Annotated in this window: 18 protein-coding genes; 8 read left to right on the top strand and 10 right to left on the bottom strand. The window is 64.2% G+C overall.

Translation table 11 applies throughout. The features are described 5' to 3' along the window. Positions 1-11: 11 nt before the first annotated feature. The 7 genes from nusA to NJF35_RS19590 all read left to right on the top strand — a co-directional run bounded on the left by nusA (position 12) and on the right by NJF35_RS19590 (position 8,975). The gene (nusA, locus tag NJF35_RS19620) at positions 12-1,493 is read left to right on the top strand and encodes a transcription termination factor NusA (protein WP_225790255.1); all 1,482 of its coding nucleotides are present in this window, start codon (positions 12-14) and stop codon (positions 1,491-1,493) included. Between the two features lie 27 nt (positions 1,494-1,520). After that, entirely contained in the window at positions 1,521-4,046 is a 2,526-nt protein-coding gene (gene infB, locus NJF35_RS19615; RefSeq protein WP_253091395.1) for a translation initiation factor IF-2, read from the top strand. 115 nt (positions 4,047-4,161) lie between these two features. Continuing rightward, a complete protein-coding gene (gene rbfA / locus NJF35_RS19610) occupies positions 4,162-4,560 on the top strand; it encodes a 30S ribosome-binding factor RbfA (RefSeq protein ID WP_225790253.1) in 399 nt (132 codons plus the stop codon). 3 nt (positions 4,561-4,563) lie between these two features. Then, positions 4,564-5,481 carry a tRNA pseudouridine(55) synthase TruB gene (gene truB, locus NJF35_RS19605; protein WP_225790252.1) on the top strand — a complete coding sequence of 306 codons (918 nt, stop codon included), beginning with the start codon at positions 4,564-4,566 and terminating at the stop codon, positions 5,479-5,481. A 147-nt stretch (positions 5,482-5,628) separates the two neighbouring features. Further along, a complete protein-coding gene (gene rpsO / locus NJF35_RS19600) occupies positions 5,629-5,898 on the top strand; it encodes a 30S ribosomal protein S15 (protein WP_225790251.1) in 270 nt (89 codons plus the stop codon). A gap of 250 nt (positions 5,899-6,148) precedes the next feature. After that, the gene (pnp, locus tag NJF35_RS19595; protein ID WP_225790250.1) at positions 6,149-8,254 is read left to right on the top strand and encodes a polyribonucleotide nucleotidyltransferase; all 2,106 of its coding nucleotides are present in this window, start codon (positions 6,149-6,151) and stop codon (positions 8,252-8,254) included. Positions 8,255-8,624: 370 nt separating this feature from the next. Continuing rightward, complete coding sequence (locus NJF35_RS19590) at positions 8,625-8,975, top strand: BON domain-containing protein (protein WP_225790249.1); 351 nt, start codon at positions 8,625-8,627, stop codon at positions 8,973-8,975. A gap of 72 nt (positions 8,976-9,047) precedes the next feature. Here NJF35_RS19590 and NJF35_RS19585 read toward each other — a convergent pair whose 3' ends face one another. Further along, positions 9,048-9,350: a putative quinol monooxygenase gene (locus tag NJF35_RS19585; RefSeq protein WP_225790248.1), complete on the bottom strand. Its 303-nt coding sequence runs from the start codon at positions 9,348-9,350 to the stop codon at positions 9,048-9,050. Positions 9,351-9,410: 60 nt separating this feature from the next. Here NJF35_RS19585 and NJF35_RS19580 point away from each other — a divergent pair, with 60 nt between their 5' ends. Further along, positions 9,411-9,824 (top strand): VOC family protein, encoded by a 414-nt coding sequence (locus NJF35_RS19580; RefSeq protein WP_225790247.1) that lies wholly within the window; start codon positions 9,411-9,413, stop codon positions 9,822-9,824. Between the two features lie 59 nt (positions 9,825-9,883). Here the strand turns inward: NJF35_RS19580 and NJF35_RS19575 are convergent, their stop codons facing one another. The 9 genes from NJF35_RS19575 to NJF35_RS19535 form a co-directional block, all read right to left on the bottom strand. Then, positions 9,884-12,814, bottom strand: a complete 2,931-nt coding sequence (locus NJF35_RS19575; RefSeq protein ID WP_253080736.1) for a DUF748 domain-containing protein — start codon at positions 12,812-12,814, stop codon at positions 9,884-9,886. A gap of 80 nt (positions 12,815-12,894) precedes the next feature. Next, a complete protein-coding gene (locus NJF35_RS19570; protein ID WP_225790245.1) occupies positions 12,895-13,764 on the bottom strand; it encodes an oxygenase MpaB family protein in 870 nt (289 codons plus the stop codon). Positions 13,765-13,804: 40 nt separating this feature from the next. Next, positions 13,805-15,739, bottom strand: a complete 1,935-nt coding sequence (gene acs, locus NJF35_RS19565) for an acetate--CoA ligase (protein WP_225790244.1) — start codon at positions 15,737-15,739, stop codon at positions 13,805-13,807. Positions 15,740-15,917: 178 nt separating this feature from the next. After that, positions 15,918-17,582: a glucose-6-phosphate isomerase gene (pgi, locus tag NJF35_RS19560; RefSeq protein ID WP_225790243.1), complete on the bottom strand. Its 1,665-nt coding sequence runs from the start codon at positions 17,580-17,582 to the stop codon at positions 15,918-15,920. A gap of 214 nt (positions 17,583-17,796) precedes the next feature. Next, the gene (gene panC / locus NJF35_RS19555; RefSeq protein ID WP_253091394.1) at positions 17,797-18,660 is read right to left on the bottom strand and encodes a pantoate--beta-alanine ligase; all 864 of its coding nucleotides are present in this window, start codon (positions 18,658-18,660) and stop codon (positions 17,797-17,799) included. Beyond that, entirely contained in the window at positions 18,657-19,457 is an 801-nt protein-coding gene (panB, locus tag NJF35_RS19550; RefSeq protein WP_225790241.1) for a 3-methyl-2-oxobutanoate hydroxymethyltransferase, read from the bottom strand. Before panB ends, panC begins: the two co-directional genes overlap by 4 nt. Before the next feature lie 250 nt (positions 19,458-19,707). Continuing rightward, on the bottom strand, positions 19,708-20,187 hold the full coding sequence (gene folK / locus NJF35_RS19545; RefSeq protein ID WP_253080738.1) for a 2-amino-4-hydroxy-6-hydroxymethyldihydropteridine diphosphokinase: 480 nt from the start codon (positions 20,185-20,187) through the stop codon (positions 19,708-19,710). Between the two features lie 2 nt (positions 20,188-20,189). Beyond that, positions 20,190-21,578 carry a polynucleotide adenylyltransferase PcnB gene (locus NJF35_RS19540; RefSeq protein ID WP_253091393.1) on the bottom strand — a complete coding sequence of 463 codons (1,389 nt, stop codon included), beginning with the start codon at positions 21,576-21,578 and terminating at the stop codon, positions 20,190-20,192. Beyond that, positions 21,572-22,135, bottom strand: a complete 564-nt coding sequence (locus NJF35_RS19535; protein ID WP_253091392.1) for a hypothetical protein — start codon at positions 22,133-22,135, stop codon at positions 21,572-21,574. The genes NJF35_RS19540 and NJF35_RS19535 overlap by 7 nt, the downstream gene beginning before the upstream one ends. Positions 22,136-22,175: the final 40 nt, after the last annotated feature.

Here is a 22,175-nt window from a genome sequence, read left to right as displayed (position 1 = left end):
CGAGGCGTACGATGAGCAAAGAAGTACTGCTGGTTGTTGAATCGGTATCCAACGAAAAGGGTGTACCACCCGGCGTCATTTTCGAAGCGCTGGAAGTGGCTCTGGCCACTGCAACCAAGAAACGTTTTGAGGATGAAGTCGACCTGCGTGTGGAAATCAACCGCCACACGGGTAGCTACGAGACCTTCCGTCGCTGGACCGTGGTCGACGAGGACGCGCTCCAGGACCCGGCGATCGAGACTTGGCCGAGCAAGATCCACGAAACCCACCCCGACGCCAAGGTCGGCGACGTGATCGAGGAGAAGATCGAGTCGATCGAGTTCGGTCGTATCGCCGCCCAGACCGCCAAGCAGGTGATCGTGCAGAAGGTCCGCGAGGCCGAGCGCGCCCAGGTGGTCGACGCGTACCGTGAGCGGGTCGGCGAGATCATCTCCGGCACCGTGAAGAAGGTCACCCGCGACAACGTCATCGTCGACCTGGGCAACAACGCCGAGGCCTTGCTGGCCCGTGAAGACATCATTCCACGCGAGACCTTCCGGGTCGGCGTGCGCCTGCGCGCGCTGCTCAAGGAGATCCGTACCGAGAACCGTGGCCCGCAGCTGATCCTGTCGCGTACCGCGCCGCAGATGCTGATCGAACTGTTCCGCATCGAAGTGCCGGAAATCGCCGAGGGCCTGATCGAGGTGATGGCCGCCTCCCGTGATCCGGGATCGCGCGCCAAGATCGCCGTCCGCTCCAAGGACAAGCGTATCGACCCGCAAGGCGCCTGCATCGGCATGCGCGGTTCGCGCGTCCAGGCCGTTTCCGGCGAGCTGGGCGGTGAGCGCGTGGATATCGTCCTGTGGGACGAAAACCCGGCGCAGTTCGTCATCAACGCCATGTCGCCCGCCGAGGTCGCGGCGATCATCGTTGACGAGGACGCCCATGCGATGGACATCGCCGTGGCCGAGGACAACCTGGCCCAGGCCATCGGCCGTGGCGGTCAGAACGTTCGCCTGGCCAGCCAGCTGACCGCCTGGACCCTGAACGTGATGACCGAGAAGGACATCCAGGCCAAGCAGCAGGCAGAAACCGGTGACATCCTGCGTAATTTCATCGAGGAACTGGAAGTCGACGAAGAGCTGGCACAGGTGCTGGTCGACGAAGGCTTCACCAGCCTCGAAGAAATTGCCTACGTACCGTTGGAAGAAATGCTCAACATCGATGGCTTTGACGAGGACATCGTCAACGAGCTGCGTGCTCGTGCCAAGGACCGTTTGTTGACCAAGGCCATCGCTACCGAAGAAAAACTGGCAGACGCCCATCCGGCCGAAGACCTGCTCTCCCTCGAGGGCATGGACAAGGACCTGGCGGCGGAACTGGCGGTGCGCGGCGTGGTTAACCGCGAAGACCTGGCCGAGCAGTCTATAGACGATCTGCTCGACATCGACGGCATCGACGAAGAGCGTGCCGGCAAGTTGATCATGGCCGCCCGAGCCCACTGGTTCGAGTAATTAGGCGTGGCCTGAGGAGAGAAGTGCATGACGCAAGTCACGGTGAAAGAACTGGCCCAAGAGGTCGAGGCACCGGTAGAGCGCCTGCTGCAGCAGATGCGTGAGGCAGGTCTGCCGCACACCGACGCCGGTCAGGTAGTGACCGATAATGAGAAGCAGGTTCTGTTGACCCATTTGAAAAGTAGCCACAAGAGCAAGGTGGAAGAGCCGCGCAAGATCACGTTGCAGCGCAAGACCACCAGCACCCTGCGTGTCGCCGGTAGCAAGAGCATCAGCGTAGAAGTACGCAAGAAGAAAGTTTTCGTGCAGCGCAGCCAGGAAGAGATCCAGGCCGAGCAGAAGCGCGAGCTGGAAGAGCGCCGCGCGGCCGAGAACGCCGCCCGCGAGAAGGCCGACGCCGAAGCTCGCCAGCGTGCCGAGGAGCAGGCCCGCCGCGACGCGGCCGAGGCCGCCAAGGCCGCGCCGGCGCCTGCGCCTGCCTCCGAGCCTGCACCGGCTCCGGTAGCGGCCGAGGCACCTGCCGTCGACGAGGCCCCGCGTGCGGCCGAGCGCAAGAAGGACGACAGCCGCCGCAGCGACAGCCGTGGCCGCGACGACGACCGCCGTGGTGGCGAGCGTCGTGGCGAAGCGCCGCGTGTCTCGATCAAGGTCAAGGTCAAGGAGAAGGAAAAGGCGCCGACTCCTCGTGCCGCACCGCGCACCACCGACGAAGAGAGCGATGGCTTCCGTCGTGGCGGTCGTGGCAAGGGCAAGCTGAAGAAGCGCAACCAGCATGGCTTCCAGAACCCGACCGGCCCGGTCATCCGCGACGTCACCATCGGCGAGACCATCACCGTCTCCGAGCTGGCGCAGCAGATGTCGGTCAAGGCCGCCGAAGTCGTCAAGTTCATGTTCAAGCTCGGTACCCCGGTCACCATCAACCAGGTGCTCGACCAGGAAACCGCCCAGCTGGTAGCCGAGGAACTGGGCCACAAGGTGACCCTGATCAGCGATACCGCCCTGGAAGACTCCCTGGCCGAATCGCTGAAGTTCGAAGGCGAGATCGAGCCGCGTGCGCCGGTAGTGACCGTCATGGGCCACGTCGACCACGGCAAGACCTCGCTGCTCGACTACATCCGTCGCGCCAAGGTTGCCGCGGGCGAGGCTGGTGGCATCACCCAGCACATCGGTGCCTACCACGTGGAAACCGATCGCGGCATGATCACCTTCCTCGACACCCCGGGCCACGCCGCGTTCACCGCGATGCGTGCCCGTGGTGCCAAGGCCACCGACATCGTCATCCTGGTGGTGGCGGCCGATGACGGCGTGATGCCGCAGACCATCGAGGCCGTGCAGCACGCCAAGGCCGCCGGTGTTCCGCTGGTGGTGGCGGTGAACAAGATCGACAAGCCGGGCGCCAACGACGAGCGTATCCGCAACGAGCTGGCCGTTCACGGCGTGACCTCCGAGGAGTGGGGTGGCGACACCCCGTTCGTCAAGGTTTCGGCGAAGATGGGTACCGGTGTCGACGACCTGCTCGAGGCCGTGCTGCTGCAGGCCGAGATCCTCGAACTCACCGCCACCCCGACCGCGCCTGGTCGTGGTGTCGTGGTCGAATCGCGCCTGGACAAGGGCCGTGGCCCGGTGGCCACCATCCTGGTCCAGGACGGTACCCTGCGCCAGGGCGACATGGTCCTGGTCGGCTCCAACTATGGCCGCGTGCGCGCCATGCTCGACGAGAACGGCAAGCCTGTGAAGGAAGCCGGCCCGTCGATCCCGGTCGAGATCCTCGGCCTGGATGGCACGCCGGAAGCCGGTGACGAGCTGTCCGTGGTCGCCGACGAGAAGAAGGCCCGCGAGGTCGCCCTGTTCCGCCAGGGCAAGTACCGCGAGGTCAAGCTGGCCCGTGCCCACGCCGGCAAGCTGGAAAACATCTTCGAGACCATGGGTCAGGAAGAGAAGAAGACCCTCAACATCGTCCTCAAGACCGATGTGCGCGGCTCCCTCGAGGCGCTGCAGGGCTCGCTCGGCGGCCTGGGCAACGACGAAGTGCAGGTCCGCGTGGTCGGTGGCGGCGTCGGTGGTATCACCGAGAGCGATGCCAACCTGGCCCTGGCGTCCAACGCGGTGCTGTTCGGCTTCAACGTGCGTGCCGATGCCGGTGCGCGCAAGATCGTCGAGCAGGAAGGTCTGGATATGCGTTACTACAACGTGATCTACGACATCATCGAAGACGTCAAGAAGGCCCTGACCGGCATGCTCGGCAGCGATGTCCGCGAGAACATCCTGGGTGTCGCCGAGGTGCGTGACGTGTTCCGTTCGCCGAAGTTCGGCGCCATCGCCGGCTGTATGGTCATCGAGGGTACCGTGTACCGCAACCGTCCGATCCGCGTGCTGCGCGAGGACGTGGTGATCTTCGAAGGCGAGCTGGAGTCGCTGCGTCGCTTCAAGGACGACGCTGCCGAGGTTCGTTCGGGCATGGAGTGCGGCATTGGCGTCAAGAGCTACAACGACGTCAAGGTCGGTGACAAGATCGAAGTCTTCGAGAAAGTCCAGGTGGCCCGTACCCTCTGAGGCGCGGGCATGGCGAAAGCCCCGCCCCAGGGCGGTCGGCGGAGCCTCTGAAGGTGGCGCCCGGTCAGGCATGAGCCTGTCCGGGCGTTTGCCGCTTTAGTTACAGGTAGCAAGAATGGCAAAAGAATATAGCCGTACCCAACGCATCGGCGACCAGATGCAGCGCGAGCTGGCCGAACTGATCCGTCGTGAAGTCAAAGATCCGCGCGTCGGCCTGGTGACCATCACCGCCGTCGACGTCAGCCGCGACCTGGGCCATGCCAAGGTCTTCATCACGGTCATGGGGGCGGACGGCTCCGATGCGGTCGGGCAGTCGCTCAAGGCCCTCGGCAGCGCCGCGAGCTTCCTGCGCCTGCAACTGGGCAAGGTGATGAAGCTGCGCAGCGTGCCGCAACTGCATTTCCACTTCGACGAGAGCATCAGCCGTGGCGCCCACCTGTCGGCGCTGATCGAGCGGGCGATGGCCGAAGACCGCCTGCACAAGGATGCCGACAAAGCGGACGCCGAGGAGTAACCGGTGGCCCAGGTCAAACGAATCCGCCGCAATGTCAGCGGCATCATCCTGCTCGACAAGCCCCTGGGCTTTACCTCCAACGCGGCGCTGCAGAAGGTCCGTTGGCTGCTCAACGCCGAGAAGGCCGGCCATACCGGCAGCCTCGATCCCTTGGCCAGCGGTGTGCTGCCGTTGTGCTTCGGCGAGGCGACCAAGTTTTCCCAGTACCTGCTCGACTCCGACAAGGGCTACGAAACGGTCATGCAACTGGGGCAGACGACCAGCACCGCGGACGCCGAGGGCGAAGTCCTGCAGACCCGCGAAGTGACCGTTGGTCGCGCCGATATCGAGGCCGTGCTGCCGCGTTTTCGCGGGCAAATCAGCCAGGTACCGCCGATGTACTCGGCGCTCAAGCGTGACGGCCAGCCGCTGTACAAACTGGCGCGTGCAGGAGAGGTAGTGGAGCGCGAGGCGCGTTCTGTTACTATTAGCCGCTTGGAGTTGCTCGAGTGCGAAGGCACCCGCGTGCGCCTGTCGGTCGGTTGCAGCAAGGGCACCTATATCCGCACCCTGGTGGAGGATATCGGCGAAGCCCTGGGATGCGGCGCCTATGTCGCTGAATTGCGTCGAACCCACGCCGGGCCTTTCGAGTTGGCACAGACCGTGACCCTCGAGACGCTCGAGCAGGCCCATGCCGAAGGTGGCAACGAAGCGCTCGACCGCTTCCTGATGCCGTCCGACAGCGGGCTGCAGGACTGGCCACTGGTGCGTCTCTCCGAGCACAGCGCGTTCTACTGGCTGCACGGGCAGGCGGTACGTGCCCCGGATGCACCGCAGTTCGGCATGGTCCGGGTACAGGATCACAATGAACGCTTCATCGGTATCGGTGAAGTGAGCGAAGACGGGCGCATCGCGCCGCGTCGACTGATTCGGTCGGAATGACCGGAACCGCAGGCCGAGGCCCTGGCTGAAACCTGCGTAATCGAGGGTGGCTGTTAATAGGCACGGTCACGCCTCTTCTATTAATACGGGGATTCGTCCCTGGCCTATTGGAGCCCGTTCGCGGGCCCCTTGATCAGGAGAAGCCAAATGGCCCTCAGCGTTGAAGAAAAAGCTAAGATCGTTGCCGAATACCAGCAAGCCGCCGGCGATACCGGTAGCCCGGAAGTGCAGGTTGCTCTGCTGACCGCCAACATCAACAAGCTGCAAGGCCACTTCAAGGCCAACGAGAAAGACCACCACTCCCGTCGTGGCCTGATCCGTATGGTCAACCAGCGTCGTAAGCTGCTGGACTACCTGAAGGGCAAAGACACCACTCGTTACAGCGCCCTGATCGGTCGCCTGGGCCTGCGTCGCTAATAGCGGCCTGGCCAGTGGTGTGCATGGCGTGTCGCATGCTTCGGGAGCGCTGCCTGGCAGCGTTGCCGTCGGACACGCCACGCGTATCTGCGAGGTTGGCAGCCTGGTGTTGCTGAGCGGATTTTCCGCCCGGTGGCCAGGCTCCCAGCCTCGTGTTGTATCTGGACGGTCAATGGGGCCGATACCCCGTTCTGCCCAAGCATTCGCAAGAGCAAGTTCCCCCAGAGCCACTGAAAAAAGGTAGGAAACCGTGAACCCGGTAATCAAGAAATTCCAGTTCGGTCAGTCGACCGTTACTCTCGAGACGGGCCGCATCGCCCGCCAGGCGACCGGCGCCGTGCTGGTCACCGTCGACAACGACGTCACCGTGCTGGTGACCGTGGTCGGTGCCAAGCAGGCCGATCCAGGCAAGGGCTTCTTCCCGTTGTCGGTCCACTATCAGGAAAAGACCTACGCTGCCGGCAAGATCCCTGGCGGCTTCTTCAAGCGTGAAGGCCGTCCTTCCGAGAAGGAGACCCTGACCTCGCGCCTGATCGACCGTCCGATCCGCCCGCTGTTCCCCGAAGGGTTCATGAACGAAGTGCAGGTCGTCTGCACCGTGGTTTCCACCAGCAAGAAGACCGATCCGGACATCGCTGCGATGATCGGTACCTCGGCTGCCCTGGCCATTTCCGGTATTCCGTTCGAAGGCCCGATCGGCGCTGCCCGCGTCGCGTTCCATGAAAGCACCGGCTACCTGTTGAACCCGACCTACGAGCAACTGCAGGCCTCCAGCCTGGACATGGTCGTCGCCGGTACCGAAAGTGCCGTGCTGATGGTCGAATCGGAAGCCAAGGAGCTGACCGAAGACCAGATGCTGGGTGCCGTCCTATTCGCCCACGACGAATTCCAGGTCGTGATCCAGGCCGTCAAGGAACTGGCCGCCGAAGCCGGCAAGCCGACCTGGGACTGGCAGCCAGCCGCCGCCAACACCGAGCTGCTGAACCTGGTGCGCGCCGAGTTCGGCGAGGCCATTTCCCAGGCTTACACCATCACCCTCAAAGCCGACCGCTACAACCGCCTCGGCGAGCTGCGCGACCAGGCCGTCGCCCGCCTGTCCAACGAAGAGGCTGGCCCGACCGCCGCGCAGATCAAAGAGATCTTCGGTGAGCTGGAATACCGCACCGTCCGCGAGAACATCGTCAATGGCAAGCCGCGTATCGATGGCCGTGACAACCGCACCGTGCGTCCGCTGAACATCGAAGTCGGCGTACTGCCCAAGACCCACGGTTCGGCCCTGTTCACCCGTGGCGAAACCCAGGCCCTGGTCGTCGCGACCCTGGGCACCGCCCGTGATGCGCAGCTGCTGGACACCCTGGAAGGCGAGAAGAAAGACGCCTTCATGCTGCACTACAACTTCCCGCCGTTCTCGGTGGGCGAGTGTGGCCGCATGGGTGGTGCCGGCCGTCGCGAGATCGGTCATGGCCGCCTGGCCCGCCGTGGCGTCCAGGCCATGCTGCCGAGCGACGACGAGTTCCCGTACACCATCCGCGTGGTTTCGGAAATCACCGAATCCAACGGTTCCAGCTCCATGGCCTCGGTCTGCGGTGCTTCCCTGGCACTGATGGACGCTGGTGTGCCGATGAAGGCGCCGGTGGCCGGTATCGCCATGGGCCTGGTCAAGGAAGGCGACAAGTTCGCGGTCCTGACCGACATCCTGGGTGACGAAGACCACCTGGGCGACATGGACTTCAAGGTAGCCGGTACCGCCAAGGGCGTCACCGCGCTGCAGATGGACATCAAGATCAACGGCATCACCGAAGAGATCATGGAAATCGCCCTGGGCCAGGCCCTGGAAGCGCGCCTGAACATCCTCGGCCAGATGAACCAGGTGATCGCCCAGTCGCGCAGCGAGCTGTCGGCCAACGCCCCGACCATGCTGTCGATGAAGATCGATACCGACAAGATCCGCGACGTCATCGGCAAGGGTGGCGCCACCATTCGAGCCATCTGCGAAGAGACCAAGGCCTCGATCGACATCGAAGACGATGGCTCGATCAAGATCTTCGGCGAGACCAAGGAAGCTGCCGAGGCCGCCCGCCAGCGCATCCTGGGCATCACCGCCGAGGCCGAGATCGGCAAGATCTACGTCGGCAAGGTCGAGCGCATCGTCGACTTCGGTGCCTTCGTCAACATCCTGCCGGGCAAGGACGGTCTGGTGCACATCTCCATGCTCAGCAACGAGCGTGTCGAGAAGGTCACCGACGTGCTGAAGGAAGGCCAGGAAGTCGAAGTACTGGTGCTGGACGTGGATAACCGCGGCCGCATCAAGCTGTCGATCAAGGACGTTCCGGCTGCCAAGGCTTCCGGCGTCTAAGCGACACGGCTGACGAAAAAGACCCTGCGATCCCTTTTGGGGACGCAGGGTCTTTTTTTAGCTGCAAGCTGCCAGATGCAAGAAAGAGGCAGGCGGCGATCATGAGGGCCGAGCGCTGTCAGGGCATTCTGCGCCGATCAGCTTGAAGCTGGAAGCTTGCGGCTTGACGCTCGGGAGGACTTGCATCTTGCATGCAGGATTGTGCCAGGGCTTGCAAAATGCACGACCGAGAGGGAGGGTGTTTTTTAGTAAGCCTTTGATTTAAAAGAGGTTAAGCGAAGCGGAAAAGCTGGCACACGCCGTGCAACATCACTCATACCTGACGCCAGGAATCTCGGCGCAGACCTTTCGAAAAACAGGAGTGTCTCGTATGAAGAAGTTCGCCATTGCTGCCGCTACTGCTACCGCTCTGACCCTGACCATGGCTAACGCGGCATTCGCCCAACAGCCCGCCCAGGCCCCGATGATGCTGGCGGCCGGTGAGGTGACCAAGACCAAGGAAGCGGCCTCCGATACCTGGATCACCACCAAGGTCAAGGCCGACCTGATGACCGAGAAAGGTATTCCTGGCAGTGACATCAAGGTCGAAACCAACAAGGGTGTGGTGTCCCTGTCGTCCGATGTGGCCATTACCGCGTCGCAGAAAGAGCAGGCGATCGCCATCGCCCAGAAGATCGAAGGCGTGCAGGCCGTGTCGGCTGACGGTCTGAAAGCCGAATAAGGGATTGTCCCGTCGGCCAAAGGGAATTGGCCATCCTAATTCCTGGGGCGCGAAGCGGCCCCAGGCTCTCTCTCACCCCACCGGATTACGCACCACCACATCGCTCTCGAAACATACCTGCTCGACGATCAACGGCTCCACCAACGGCCGGCTGTCGCGAAAATGCGCAGTCTGGGTATGCGCCTCGTACGCCGCATCGTCGCGGTAGATCTCGTACAGGTAGATCACATCCGGATCCTCGCGATCCTGCGACACATCGAACACCAGGCAACCGGGTTCGTTGGCCACCGAGGCAGCGGCATTGACTTTGATGGCATTGAGAAAATCTTCGGCGCTGCCAGGCTTGACGCGGGTCTTGATGAACAGACTGTACACAGGACGTCCCTTTTGTTTTAAATTCGTTTCTGAATTGTATACAAAAAAGGAATCGCGTCCATGTCCGAACTCCCTGTCCGCCCCGGCCGCCTGAACGGCCTACGCCACCTGGCCCTGCTGGTGCCGAACCTGGAAGAGTGCGAGCGCTTCTACGTCGACCTGCTCGGCATGGAAGTGCTGCACCGTGCCAATGAAGACCTGGTCTACCTCACCTGTGGCAACGACAACCTATCCCTGGGGCGCGGCGCCGGCGCCGCCAATGGTTTGCAGACCCTGGACCACTACGGTTTCATCGTCGACAGCGTCGAGGAACTGGAGGCCTGGTATCAGTACTTCAAGGCCCATGGCGTGACCCTGCTGGACCGTCCCTTCGACCATGGCGACGGGGCGCGCAGCTTCCACCTGCTCGACCCGGCAGGGAACAAGGTACAGCCGCTGTATCACCCGGCGGTGTCCGGGCAGCGGCTGGTCTGAGCAGGGTGTTGGATGTGGGGTAGTTGGGGCGCGAGGCGCCCCAGATTGACGCGTCTGGCTTACTCGGCGTCCAGGTGCATGGGCGTGATCACCCGGCCATCGGCCTCGGCCTGGCCGAGCGTGGTATCGAGGAAGTACACCCGGTCGTCTTCCAGTTGGCCCTTGTCCACCAGGTAGTCCTTGATGCTAGCGGCTCGGGCCTGGCCCAACTGACGCAACAGTGCGGCGTTCTCGGCCCAGGATTTGATCACTGCTTCACGCAACTTGGTGGTGCGCTCGTCGCGGCTCAGCTCCTGCCATTCGGCAGGTGGCTGCTGCTTGAGGCGGGTGCGGTAGATGCCTTCGAGCATGGCGGGCTTGTCATCCTCGTCGACTTCCAACAGGGAGGCGTTGGCCGGTACCTTGTCACCGCGTCGCTGCAGGATCTTGTACCAGATGGCCTGGTATTCGCGCTCCAGGCGCTCCTGGGCAATCAACGGGCCATCGCTGCTCTGGGCGCTGGTTCCCTCGATCTCCAGGCGCAGTTCCGGCCGCTCCTTGAGGGCGGCGGCCAGCTTGTCCAAGGCCGATTGGGCGTCGCCGCTCAGTTCGCTGGAGCCGGCCGTGAAGGCTACGGTGCCGAGGTCCTCCGCTCCCCCTCCGGCGACCAGCCCGCCGATGAACTTGAACGGCGCCTGAGCCGCGCGTAGGACCAGGTTGCGCAAGGTTTGCCAGACGATCGGCATGACGCTGAACTCAGGGTTGTTCAGGTCGCCGGACACCGGCAGCTCGATGGAGATCTTGCCCTCGGTGTCCTTGAGCAAGGCCACCGCAAGGCGGATCGGCAAGTCCACGGCGTCCGGGCTGTCGACTTTCTCCCCCAACTGCAATTGCTCGACCACCACCTTGTTCTCGGCCTTGAGCTGGCCATTGGTGATCAGGTAGTGCAGGTCGAGGTTGAGCCGGCCCTTGCGAATGCGAAAGCCCGCGAACTTGCCGGAGTAGGGTGTCAAGGTGGTCAGCTCGACGCGCTTGAAGCTGGTCGCGATATCCAGGCTGGCCAGCGGGTTGAACGGGTTGAGCGCACCTTTGATGGTCACCGGGGCGTAGCGGTCGACCTTGCCCTTGACGTCCACCTTCGCCGGTGCCGGCTTGCGGTTGTCGATGGTGCCGATCTGGCCGTTGAGCTGCTGGATCGCCGTGGCGAAGTGGGGCCGCAGGGTCAGGTCGGCGAAGTTCGCCGAGCCGTCGTCGATGTCGATCCCGCCGATGCGGATGCCCAGCGGTTTCTCGGCGCTGGCACTGGCTTGGCTGGGAGCGGACGCGGGGCTGGCCGGTTGCGGGATCAGCAGGTCGTCGACGTTGGTGGTGCGATCCTCGTTGATGATGAAGCGCGCATAGGGCTGCAGCAGGCTCACCTTGTCGATCGACAGGGCATCGCCGTGGACATAGGACAGGCCGTCGAGGTCCAGCCGCTGCCATTTGACGAAGTCCCGGTCCTTGAGGGTATCGAGGGTGTGCAACTGGCTGACCTGGGCCTTGCCGCCAACGCTGAAGGCCAGTGGCTCGGTGCTCTTGAGATCGACCTTCAGGTCGCTGGCGAGCATGCCGCTGCGCAGCTCCAGGCGGATGAACGGGCTGATGTAGGCCTGGGCCACGCGCAGGTCGATGTCGCGGGTGCTGACGTCGAGCTTGGCGGTGACCGGGTCCAGGTTCACCTGCCCCGCGGCCTGCAGCTTGCCCTGCTTGCCGACGCCGGTGTCGAGCTTGAGGGTGAAGGGTGACTGGTTGAGGCTGTCGAAGCCCTGCACGTCGAGGTTGAGCGGGCCGACGTCCAGCGCCACGGGTTCCTTCTGGCTACGGTCGGCCAGGTGCACCAGGTAGTTGCGCAGTTGCACGTCCTTGAGCAGCACCTGCCAGGGCTTGGCAGGGGCTTTCGCGGCATTTTCCTCGGGGCTGGGCTCGGCGGCGGCCGGTTCGGTCTTTTCCTGTGGGGTGGCCTTGGCCGGTTGGCTGGCGAACAGCTTCTGCCAGTCGAGCTGGCCGTCGGCTTCCAGCGCGGCCCAGGTTTCGAGTTTTTCGCTGCGCACCTTGCCGACGGTGACCAATTGCTTGGCCAGGTCGATGGACGTCTCGCTCACCTCCAGCGTGGCCAGGCGCGCCAGTGGGCGACCGTCCGGGGCCTTGATGGCGAACGGCGCGATGCGTACCGAGGTCTTGTCCAGCAACAGCTCGGTTTCCTTGGCCAGGTTGAGTTTGTAGTGGGTATCGAGGCTCACCACGCCGTCCTCCAGCACCAGGGGCACGGCGTCGCGCACGTAGGGCCAGAAGGCCTTCATCTTGCCTTCGGTGACCTTGAGGGTGCCTTCCGAGGCGATGGGCGCCAGGCTCAGGGTGCCGCTCCAGTCGATACGGCCGCCGTTCGGGCCGTTGGCCACCAGGCTCATGTCGGCGTTGTCGTCCGGCAGGGTGCTGAGGTTCTTCAGCTCCAGGTTCATGGAGTCGTAGAGGAACTCGATGGGCTCGCTCGGGCGCAGGTCCTGGAAGTGCAGGTAGCCTTCGCTGAGCTTGATGCTGCCGATGCGCAGCGGAAACGGGTCGCCTGCCGGCTCCTGCGGCTCGGGTTCGCTGGGCGGCAGCTTGAACAGCTGGGTCAGGTTGAGGGTACCGTCCTTGGCGAACAGCACCTCGCTGCGCGGCTTGTCCAGTTCGACCGCCTCCAGGTGCAGGGCTCCGGTCCACAGGCTGTCGAGCGAAAGATTCGCATACAGGCGTTCGAAGCCCACCTGTTCCTTGCCGGGCTCGCCGATCTGCAGCCCGTGGAGGGTGAGTTCGAGGCTGAACGGGTTGAGCTCGATGCGCTGCAAGTGCGCCGGCACCGTGGCGTACTGGGCCAACTGCTGGTTGGCGATACGCAGGCCGACGCCGGGAAGAATGAAAAAGCCGAGCAGGCTGTACAAGGCTACGATGGCCAGCAAGGCGCCGAGGGCGCGTGTCAATCCTTTGGGCATGTATGGCGTCATCTATCTGGAGCAGGGGTGCCTTGGAGTATGGCACGTTAAAACGGTTCCAATGAAACGAGCAGAATAGCTCACTCGATGCCCATGCGCCGCCTGGCACGGTGCGCCGAACCGTCGCGCATGGCCCAGCGCAGCACTGGCGCGGTACGTTCGATGCCCAGGCGGATCATGCGGCGCTGCAAGGGGCCCTGGTGCAGGTCGAGCATTTCACGGGCCCAGTCCGGCAGCAGGTCGATGCCGGCACGCAGCATCAGCTTGCCCACCGGTTCGGCCAGGCGGCTGGGCGCGGGCGCTTCGAGCAGGATCTTCATCACTTCATGACTGCGCGCATCGCACTGCAACTGTGGGCGCATGCGTCGCAGGTAATCATCCACCTGGCGACAGGAGCGCGGTACGTCGCGTGCCCCCAAGCGTTCGGCGATCAGGGCGATCTCGTCGTAGTAGCTGTCCTGGTCGGCGAGTGAGAGGTTGGGGTTGCGGTAACGCAGGTGGGCGGCGAGGAAACTGCTGACCTCGGCGACGTGGACCCAGGTCAGCAGGTCAGGGTCGCTGGCGGCGTAGGAGCGGCCATCGGGCGCGGTACCGACCACTTGGAGATGGATGGTGCGGACCTTGTCGATCAGCCATTCGGCGTCGCGGGTCGAGCCGAAGGTGGTGCCGGAGATGAACTGGCTGGTGCGGCGCAGGCGGCCGAGCAGGTCCTGGCGGAAGTTGGAGTGGTCCCAGACCCCGGCCAGGGCCAGGGGGTGCAGCAACTGCAGCATCAGGGCGCTGATGCCACCGACCAGCATGCTGGGAAAGTCGCCGTGCACCTGCCAACTGATGCTCTGTGGGCCGAACAACCCCGGATCGCCCTTGGGCGACTCCAGGTCGAGCTGGCCGAGGGCCAGCCCGGTAAGGCTCATGACCTGGGTTTCGATACGGCGGCGTAAGGTTTCCATGGTGACCTGCTGTAAAAGGCAGCCCGCCATGGAGCTGCCGTCATTGATTCAAGCGTTTGTCGATCAACCCCTGCACGACGCTCGGGTCGGCCAGGGTCGAGGTATCGCCGAGGTTGTCCAGCTCGTTGCAGGCGATCTTGCGCAGTATACGCCGCATGATCTTGCCCGAGCGGGTCTTGGGCAGGGCCGGGGCCCACTGGATCAGCTCTGGCTTGGCGAAACTGCCGATCTCCTTGCTGACCAGGGCCAGCAGTTCGGCCTTGAGCGTGTCGTCCGGGGTGACGCCGTTCATGGGCGTGACGAAGGCGTAGATGCCTTGCCCCTTCAAGTCGTGTGGGTAGCCGACCACCGCGGCTTCGGCGATGCTGTCGTGCAGCACCAGGGCGCTTTCCACCTCGGCGGTGCCGATACGGTGGCCGGAGACGTTGATCACATCGTCGACGCGCCCGGTGATCCAGTAGTCGCCATCGGCGTCGCGGCGAGCGCCGTCGCCGGTGAAGTAATAACCGGGCATGGGTTTGAAGTAGGTGTCGACCATGCGCTGGTGGTCGCCGTAGACGCTGCGGATCTGCCCGGGCCAACTGGCCTTGATCGCCAGCAGGCCGGCGCCGGGGCCTTCGATGAGCGTGCCTTTGTCGTCCAGCAGCACCGGTTGCACGCCGAACAGCGGCTGGGTGGCGCAGCCTGGCTTGAGCTGCCGGTTGCCCGGCAGCGGGCTGAGCATGATGCCGCCGGTTTCGGTCTGCCACCAGGTGTCGACGATCGGGCAGCGCTTGAGCCCGACCTCCTCGAAGTACCATTCCCAGGCTTCGGGGTTGATCGGTTCGCCCACGCTGCCGAGCAGGCGCAGGCTCTGCCGCGAGGTGCCCTGCAAGGGACCTGTGCCTTCGCGCATCAGAGCGCGCAAGGCGGTGGGCGCGGTATAGAAGATGTTGACCTGGTGCTTGTCCACCACCTGCCAGAAACGCGAGCTGTCCGGGTAGTTCGGCACGCCTTCGAACATCAGCGAGATCGCCCCGTTGGCCAGCGGGCCGTAGACGATGTAGCTGTGGCCGGTGACCCAACCGACGTCGGCGGTGCACCAGAACACCTCGCCGTCGCGGTAGTCGAACACCACCTGGAAGGTCAGGGTGGCCTGCAGCAGGTAGCCGGCGGTAGTGTGCAGCACGCCCTTGGGTTTGCCGGTGCTGCCGGAGGTGTAGAGGATGAACAGCGGGTCTTCGGCCGCCATGGCTTCGGGCGGGCAGTCGTCGCCGGCCTTTTCCGTGGCCTCGTGGTACCAGAGGTCGCGGCCCTCGCTCCAGGCCACCTCGGCGCCGGTACGGCGCACCACCAGCACGCTGCTGACGTCGGGACAACTGGCCAGGGCCTTGTCCACGTTCTGCTTGAGCGGGATGCGCTTGCCGCCACGGATGCCTTCGTCGGCGGTGATGACGGTACGGCAGTCGGCATCGAGGATGCGATCGCGCAGGGCATCGGGCGAGAAGCCACCGAACACCACCGAATGGATGGCGCCGATGCGCGCGCAGGCGAGCATGGCATAGGCGGCTTCGGGGATCATCGGCATGTAGATGCACACCCGGTCGCCTTTGCCGACCCCGCGCGCCTTGAGCGCGTTGGCCAGGCGGCAGACCTGGCGGTGCAGCTCGCGGTAGCTGATGGCCCTGGAGTCGTTCGGCTCGTCGCCCTCCCAGAGCAGGGCGGTCTGCTCGCCGCGTGTGGCCAGGTGACGGTCGATGCAGTTATGGCTGACGTTCAGCTGCCCTCCATCGAACCAGCGCGCAGCGCCAGTCCTGAGGTCGCACTGCTGTACAGTCGACCAGGGCTTGATCCAGTCCAGGCGCTTGGCCTGTTCGGCCCAGAAGGTATCGGGATCCTCCACCGACTGGCGGTACAGGCGACGGTATTCTTCGGGGGTGAGCTGGGCGGACTGGCTGACGGCCTGGGCCTGGGGATAATCGCGGATATCGAACATGGCGGGTTGTCCTGCTCTTGTCGGGGCGATGGACTGCACGACATGCCGGCGGGCAAGGCAATGACTCGATCGCCGGCAGGATGAGGTGCAACGGCTATTCGATTGGACAGTGTAGCTATAGGAGACGTTCCTGGGTTGATGGGCCCCAACTGGCAGTTGGGGCCCAGGGAAGGGACGATCAGCCGCGGTGACGACCGCGGAAGTAGTTGATCAGCCCCTGGGTCGAGCCATCTTCGGCACTGTCTTCCAGGCTGCCGACCAGGCGCTGGTAGACCCCCTTGCCCAGCTCTTTGCCCAGTTCCACGCCCCACTGGTCGAAGGCGTTGATGCCCCAGATGACGCTCTGCACGAACACCTTGTGCTCATACATCGCCACCAGCGCGCCGAGACGGCGTGGGCTGATGCGTTCGACCACCAGGGTATTGCTCGGGCGATTGCCCGGGATCACCTTGTGCGGCGCCAGCTTCTCGATGTCTGCATCGTTGAGCCCCTTGGCACGCAGCTCGGCCTCTGCTTCGGCGCGGGTCTTGCCCAGCATCAGGGCCTGGCTCTGGGACAGGCAGTTGGCATACAGCCATTGGTGATGGTCGGCCACCGGGTTGAAGCTCACCACCGGGACGATGAAGTCCGCTGGGATCAGTTGGGTGCCCTGGTGCAGCAACTGGTGGTAGGCATGCTGGCCGTTGCAGCCGACACCGCCCCAGATCACCGGGCCGGTGTCGGTCTTCACGGGCCTGCCATCTTGCAGCACGCTCTTGCCGTTGGACTCCATGTCCAATTGCTGCAGGTGCTTGGTGATGTTGCGCAGGTAGTGGTCGTACGGCAGGATCGCGTGGCTCTGGGCACCCCAGAAATTGCCGTACCACACGCCCAGCAGGGCCAGCAGCACCGGCATGTTGCTGGCGAACGGCGCGGTCTGGAAGTGCTGGTCCATGGTGTAGGCACCCGACAGCAGTTCCTTGAAGTTGGCTGTGCCGATGGCCAGGGCGATCGGCAGGCCGATGGCCGACCACAGCGAGTAGCGCCCGCCTACCCAGTCCCACATGGGGAAGATGTTCTCTTCGCGGATGCCGAAGGCCACGGCGGCGGCCTTGTTGCTCGAGACGGCGATGAAGTGGCGGTACAGCTCGGCTTCCGAGCCGCCCTGGGCCAGGTACCAGGTACGCGCGGCGGTGGCGTTCTTCAGGGTTTCCAGGGTGTTGAACGATTTCGACGAGACGATGAACAGGGTGGTCTCGGCGCGCAGGTTGGCCGACAGTTCATGGAATTCGCTGCCGTCGATGTTCGCCAGGTAGTGGCAGCGCACGCCACGCTGGGCGTACGGCAGCAGGGCCTCGGAAACCAGCTCGGGGCCCAGGAACGAGCCGCCGATGCCGATGTTCACCACATCGGTGATCGGCTTTTCGCTGTAGCCACGCCACAGGCCGTCATGGATGCGGCCGACCAGCTCGGTGATCTGGTTGAGTACCTTGTGCACTTCCGGCATCACGTTGACGCCATTCACGCTGAGCTTGTCGCCCACCGGGCGGCGCAGGGCGGTGTGCAGCACTGGGCGACCTTCCGATGCGTTGATGATCTCGCCGTCGAACATCGACCTGATGGCGTGCGCAAGGCCCACCTCGTTGGCCAGGTTCACCAGCAGGTCGCGGGTCTGTTCGGTGATCAGGTTCTTCGAGTAGTCGAGGAACAGGCCACAGCTGCTCAGGGAGAATTGTTCGAAGCGCTTGGCGTCGGCGGCGAAGGCTTCGCGCATGCTGAAGCCCTGCATGGCGTCGCGGTGTTGCTGGAGCGCCTGCCAGGCGGGCAGCGCCGTCACATCGTGGGGGGTACGGTAATACGCCATTGCGGATGTTTTCCTTGGTGCGTGGTCTGGCCTTGGACACTGGCAGTTGCTGCCAGTTGCAGGGTGGCCATCATTATAGGCATTGGCGGCTTGGGGGGAATGGGGGAGAGGAGCTGGGGCACTGTGCGCCCCTTTCGCGACACAAGGCCGCTCCCACAGACACCGAACTGGGTTGCCTGGGGGAGCGGCCTTGTGTCGCGAGGGGCTGCGAGGATTACGCGGTCTTTTCGTCCAGATGCACGTACAGGTTGTCGATCAAGCGGGTCGTGCCCAGGTAGGCCGCTGCCAGGATCACCAGGTCGCGATCGTCCAGCATGGCCGGGCGCAGGGTCAGGGCGTGGCGCACTTCCAGGTAGTCCGGGCGCAAGCCCGCGGCCACCAGTTGTGCCTGGCCTTCGGCGAGCAGCGCCGGGTAGTCGCGCCGCCCGCGTCGAAGGGCCTCGCCCAGTTCGCTCAGCACGCGGTACAGGGCAGGCGCCGTGGCCCGCTGTTCCGGGGTCAGGTAACCGTTGCGCGACGACAATGCCAGGCCGTCCTCGGCACGTACGGTGGGCTCGCCGATGATCTGGATCGGCATGTTCAGGTCGCGCACCATGGCGCGGATCACCGCCAGTTGCTGGAAGTCCTTCTCGCCGAACACGGCCAGGTCGGGCTGGACCATGTTGAACAGCTTGTTGACCACCGTCGCCACGCCCTCGAAGTGCCCGGGGCGGCTGGCACCGCACAAGCCTTCGGAGAGTTGCGGCACGCTGACCCGGGTCTGCACGGCCATGCCGTCGGGGTACATCTCCTCGACGCCAGGCGCGAACAGCAGGTGGCAACCGGCCTGGAGCAGGCGCTCCTGGTCGGCGGCGAGGGTGCGCGGGTACTTGTCGAGGTCTTCGCCCGCGCCGAATTGCAGCGGGTTGACGAAGATGCTGGCGACCACGAAGTCGGCGCGCTGGGCGGCCTTGGTCACCAGGGCGGCGTGGCCGCTGTGCAGGTTGCCCATGGTCGGTACGAAGCCGATGCGCTTGCCCTCGCCGCGGGCACGCGCTACGGCGGCGCGCAATTCTCGGACGGTCTTGACTGTGTTCATGCGCTGAACCCGTGTTCGCTGCCTGGGAAGCTGACGTCCTTGACCGCTGCGACATAGGCGGCGAAGGCGCCCTGGATGTCCGCCTGGCCGGCCATGAAGTTCTTCACGAACTTCGGCACCCGGCCGCTCAGGGACAGGCCGAGCATGTCATGCATGACCAGCACCTGGCCATCGGTCGCGCTGCCGGCGCCGATACCGATCACCGGGATGCCCACCGCCTGGGTGATTTCTGCGGCCAGCTCGCTGGGCACGCATTCGAGCAGCAGCATGGCCGCACCGGCCTGCTCCAGGGCGATGGCATCGGCACGCATCTGCCGCGCCTGGGCTTCCTGGCGCCCCTGGACCTTGTAGCCACCGAGCACGTTGACCGTCTGTGGGGTCAGGCCCATGTGCGCGCACACCGGCACGCCGCGTTCGGCCAGCAGGCGGATGGTCTCGGCCAGCCAGGCAGCGCCTTCGATCTTGATCATGTGGGCGCCGGCCTGCATCAGCGTGGCGCAGTTGGCGAAGGCCTGCTCGGGGGTGGCGTGGGCCATGAACGGCAGGTCGGCGAGGATCAGCGCACCGTCATTGCCACGCTTGACGCTGGCGGTGTGGTAGGCCATCTCGGCGGTGGTGACGGGCAGGGTGCTGTCATGGCCCTGCAGGACCATCCCCAAGGAGTCCCCCACCAGCAGGACTTCCACGCCGGCCTGGCTGGCGATCTTGGCGAAGGTCGCGTCGTAGCAGGTCAGCATGGTGATTTTCTCACCCTTGGCCTTGAGGCCGTGCAGGGTAGTCAGGGTTACTTCAGGCATGTAGGAAATCCTCGTTCAGGCGCTGTGAAAAACGACTGCGTACAACGCGTGTATTCATCTTCCGGAGCGGCACATCATCGCGTGTGATGTTCGGGGCACAGGTCCGTCCGAGCCTAAATAGGTGATATGCGGCACATCGGCGCCACGGGACGCCTATAGTCGTGAGCGAGGGGGGGGAAGTCAATCACCCTGTTACCGCATTGTTACGATCAGGGTGTTACTGGCGTTACCGCCAGGGGGAACGCCCGGTCTACAGGCGTTCCAGGCCGACGAACGGGCAATCTGCCAGCAGTTGCGCCAAGGCCCGGCCGTCGGCGAGGCGGAAGTCGGCCGGTACCAGCTCGGCCAGCGGGTAGAGCACGAAAGGGCGGGCCTGCATGTGGTAGTGCGGGACTTTGAGGCGGGGTACGTCGATCACCTGGTCGCCGTACAGCAGCACGTCCAGGTCGAGGGTACGCGGGCCCCAGCGTTCCTTGCGCTCGCGGCCCTGATCGTTCTCGATGGCCTGCAGGGCGTCGAGCAGGGCCAGCGGTTCCAGGCTGGTGTCCAGGGCGGCCACGGCATTGGTGTAGCGTGGCTGGCCGGGCAGCAGCGAGTCGCTGGCATAGAAGGCGGACGCCGCCGCCAGGCGGCTAGCGGCGAGGCTGTCCAGCGCCCCAAGGGCGCTGCGCAACTGCTCGGCAGGATCGGCCAGGTTGCTGCCCAGGCCGATGTAGGCGCGCGTCGTCATGCTCAGTCCCAGGTCTCGTCAGTGCTGCGCTTGCGCTTTGCACCACTGCGCTTGCGCTTGCGAGGCGCAGCGGCGGCACCCTCGTCGCGGCTGCCCAGCTCGCGGATCATGTCGCGCCGCTCGCTGTCGCTGGCTTCCTGGTAGTCGGTCCACCACTGGCCGAGGTCGTCGGTCTGCTCACCGGCGCTTTCACGCAGCAGCAGGAAGTCGTAGCCGGCGCGGAAGCGCGGGTTGTCCAGCATGGCATCGGCACGTTTGCCGCTGCGCCGTGGCAGGCGCTCCTGCATGTCCCAGATCTCGCGGATCGGCAGGGTGAAGCGTTTGGGAATGGCGATGCGCTGGCATTGCTCGGCGATCAGGTCGTGGGCGGCTTCGTTCATCGCCGGGATCGGCGGCACGCCCTGGCTCTGCAGGTACAGGGCGCGGCCTGGCAAGGCCGGCCAGAGCAGGGCGGCGAACAGGAACGCCGGAGTCACCGGTTTGCCCTGCTTGACCCGCAGGTCGGTGTTGCTCAGCGCCTGGCTGATCAGGGTGTGCGTGTAGGTCGGGCGTTCTTCCAGTGCGTGGGTGCTGGCCGGGAACAGCGGGTCGAACAGTTGCAGGTCGACCAGCATCTCGAAGGAGATCGCCCCTTGGCCGGAGAGGAACAGCTTGAGGCTTTCCTCGAACAGCCGCGCCGGCGGGATCTCGCGCAACAGTGGCGCCAGCTCGCGGATCGGTTGCACGGTGTGCTTCTCGATGCCGAAGTCGAGCTTGGCGGCGAAGCGCACGGCACGCAGCATGCGCACCGGGTCTTCCTGGTAGCGCTGGGTCGGGTCGCCGATCAGGCGCAGCAGGCGATTGCGGATATCGTGCACGCCGTTGGCATAGTCGAGGATGCGCTCGCTGACCGGGTCGTAGTACAGGGCGTTGATGGTGAAGTCGCGACGCTGGGCATCGTCTTCCAGGGTGCCGTACACGTTGTCGCGCAGGATACGCCCGCTGGCATTGTGCGACGAACGGTGGCTGTCGCTCTGGTCTTCTTCGGTGTGATGGGCACGGAAGGTGGCGACTTCGATGATCTCACGGCCGAAATGCACGTGGACCAGCTTGAAGCGGCGACCGATGATGCGAGCATTGCGAAACTCGGCGCGCACCTGCTCGGGGGTGGCGCTGGTGGCGACGTCGAAGTCCTTGGGCGTGATGCCCAGCAGCAGGTCGCGGACGCAGCCACCGACCAGGTAGGCCTGGTAGCCGGCGCTCTGCAGGCGCTCGACGATGCTCACCGCGTGGCGGCTGAACTGGCTGCGCTGCAGCGAGTGCTGGCTCTTGTTGATCACTTCAGGCGTGGTGCGCCTGTGGTGTTGACCACGAACGGGAGGACGGAACGACTGGAACAGCTTCTTCAGCATGGGATGCACTGTTTGAAGGAATGTTCGGCCAAGAATAGGAGAATGGCCGCATGATGGGCGGGGATTCTAGCATTTACTCGGGGAATGGTGTAGGCGGTGCGCCAAGGGCTGTAGGCGGGAGAAACGACATGGGGAGCCGAGGCTCCCCAAGAAGTCGTTGCGTGCTCTTGTTGTTCTTCTGCTGGGCTTCTTGTTTTTGTTGAGTGCCCTGCCCACAAATCTCGAAGCTTGTGGACGACCCCCAACCCGGGGGTGAAGAGCAAACGGATTGCTTTGGTCGCTGATGTTATGTTGATCGTTCGATCCAACCAGTTCAGGCGCTGCTTTTTAGTGCAGTTTTTGTTGTTCTCTGCCTGGTTGTGGGGCAAGCCCAAACACAACTCCTCTCCAAAAGAATCAGTTAGCTGCGCCTCCGCCGTCTTGTTTTTATTGTGCGTGAGCCGTTTCGTCTTGTTCTTATTCTGGGTTGCAGTGCTTGTTATTGTTCTTGTGCCAGAGATATAGCAGATGCCGTGCCAACTTTTTAAAACCCAATGAAAACGGGGGGTTGGCAGCATCGGGGGGGATTCGGCGGGCAAAAAATGTAGACATTTCGTT

This window comes from Pseudomonas guariconensis, from assembly GCF_024127895.1.
In the GTDB taxonomy this organism is placed as follows: domain Bacteria; phylum Pseudomonadota; class Gammaproteobacteria; order Pseudomonadales; family Pseudomonadaceae; genus Aquipseudomonas; species Aquipseudomonas guariconensis_B.
Note: the sequence above shows the minus strand (reverse complement) of the source record. Positions and strands in the feature narration are given on the sequence as shown.

Coding starts and splice junctions, on each gene's coding strand:
- acs (WP_225790244.1), bottom strand. CDS start 15,739: ATGTTCGATATCCGCGATTATCCCCAGGCCCAGGCCGTCAGCCAGTCC.
- panB (WP_225790241.1), bottom strand. CDS start 19,457: ATGCCTGAAGTAACCCTGACTACCCTGCACGGCCTCAAGGCCAAGGGT.
- NJF35_RS19580 (WP_225790247.1), top strand. CDS start 9,411: ATGTCCGAACTCCCTGTCCGCCCCGGCCGCCTGAACGGCCTACGCCAC.
- NJF35_RS19575 (WP_253080736.1), bottom strand. CDS start 12,814: ATGCCCAAAGGATTGACACGCGCCCTCGGCGCCTTGCTGGCCATCGTA.
- nusA (WP_225790255.1), top strand. CDS start 12: ATGAGCAAAGAAGTACTGCTGGTTGTTGAATCGGTATCCAACGAAAAG.
- rpsO (WP_225790251.1), top strand. CDS start 5,629: ATGGCCCTCAGCGTTGAAGAAAAAGCTAAGATCGTTGCCGAATACCAG.
- NJF35_RS19540 (WP_253091393.1), bottom strand. CDS start 21,578: ATGCTGAAGAAGCTGTTCCAGTCGTTCCGTCCTCCCGTTCGTGGTCAA.
- pgi (WP_225790243.1), bottom strand. CDS start 17,582: ATGGCGTATTACCGTACCCCCCACGATGTGACGGCGCTGCCCGCCTGG.
- NJF35_RS19590 (WP_225790249.1), top strand. CDS start 8,625: ATGAAGAAGTTCGCCATTGCTGCCGCTACTGCTACCGCTCTGACCCTG.
- folK (WP_253080738.1), bottom strand. CDS start 20,187: ATGACGACGCGCGCCTACATCGGCCTGGGCAGCAACCTGGCCGATCCT.
- NJF35_RS19570 (WP_225790245.1), bottom strand. CDS start 13,764: ATGGAAACCTTACGCCGCCGTATCGAAACCCAGGTCATGAGCCTTACC.
- NJF35_RS19535 (WP_253091392.1), bottom strand. CDS start 22,135: ATGCTGCCAACCCCCCGTTTTCATTGGGTTTTAAAAAGTTGGCACGGC.
- panC (WP_253091394.1), bottom strand. CDS start 18,660: ATGAACACAGTCAAGACCGTCCGAGAATTGCGCGCCGCCGTAGCGCGT.
- rbfA (WP_225790253.1), top strand. CDS start 4,162: ATGGCAAAAGAATATAGCCGTACCCAACGCATCGGCGACCAGATGCAG.
- infB (WP_253091395.1), top strand. CDS start 1,521: ATGACGCAAGTCACGGTGAAAGAACTGGCCCAAGAGGTCGAGGCACCG.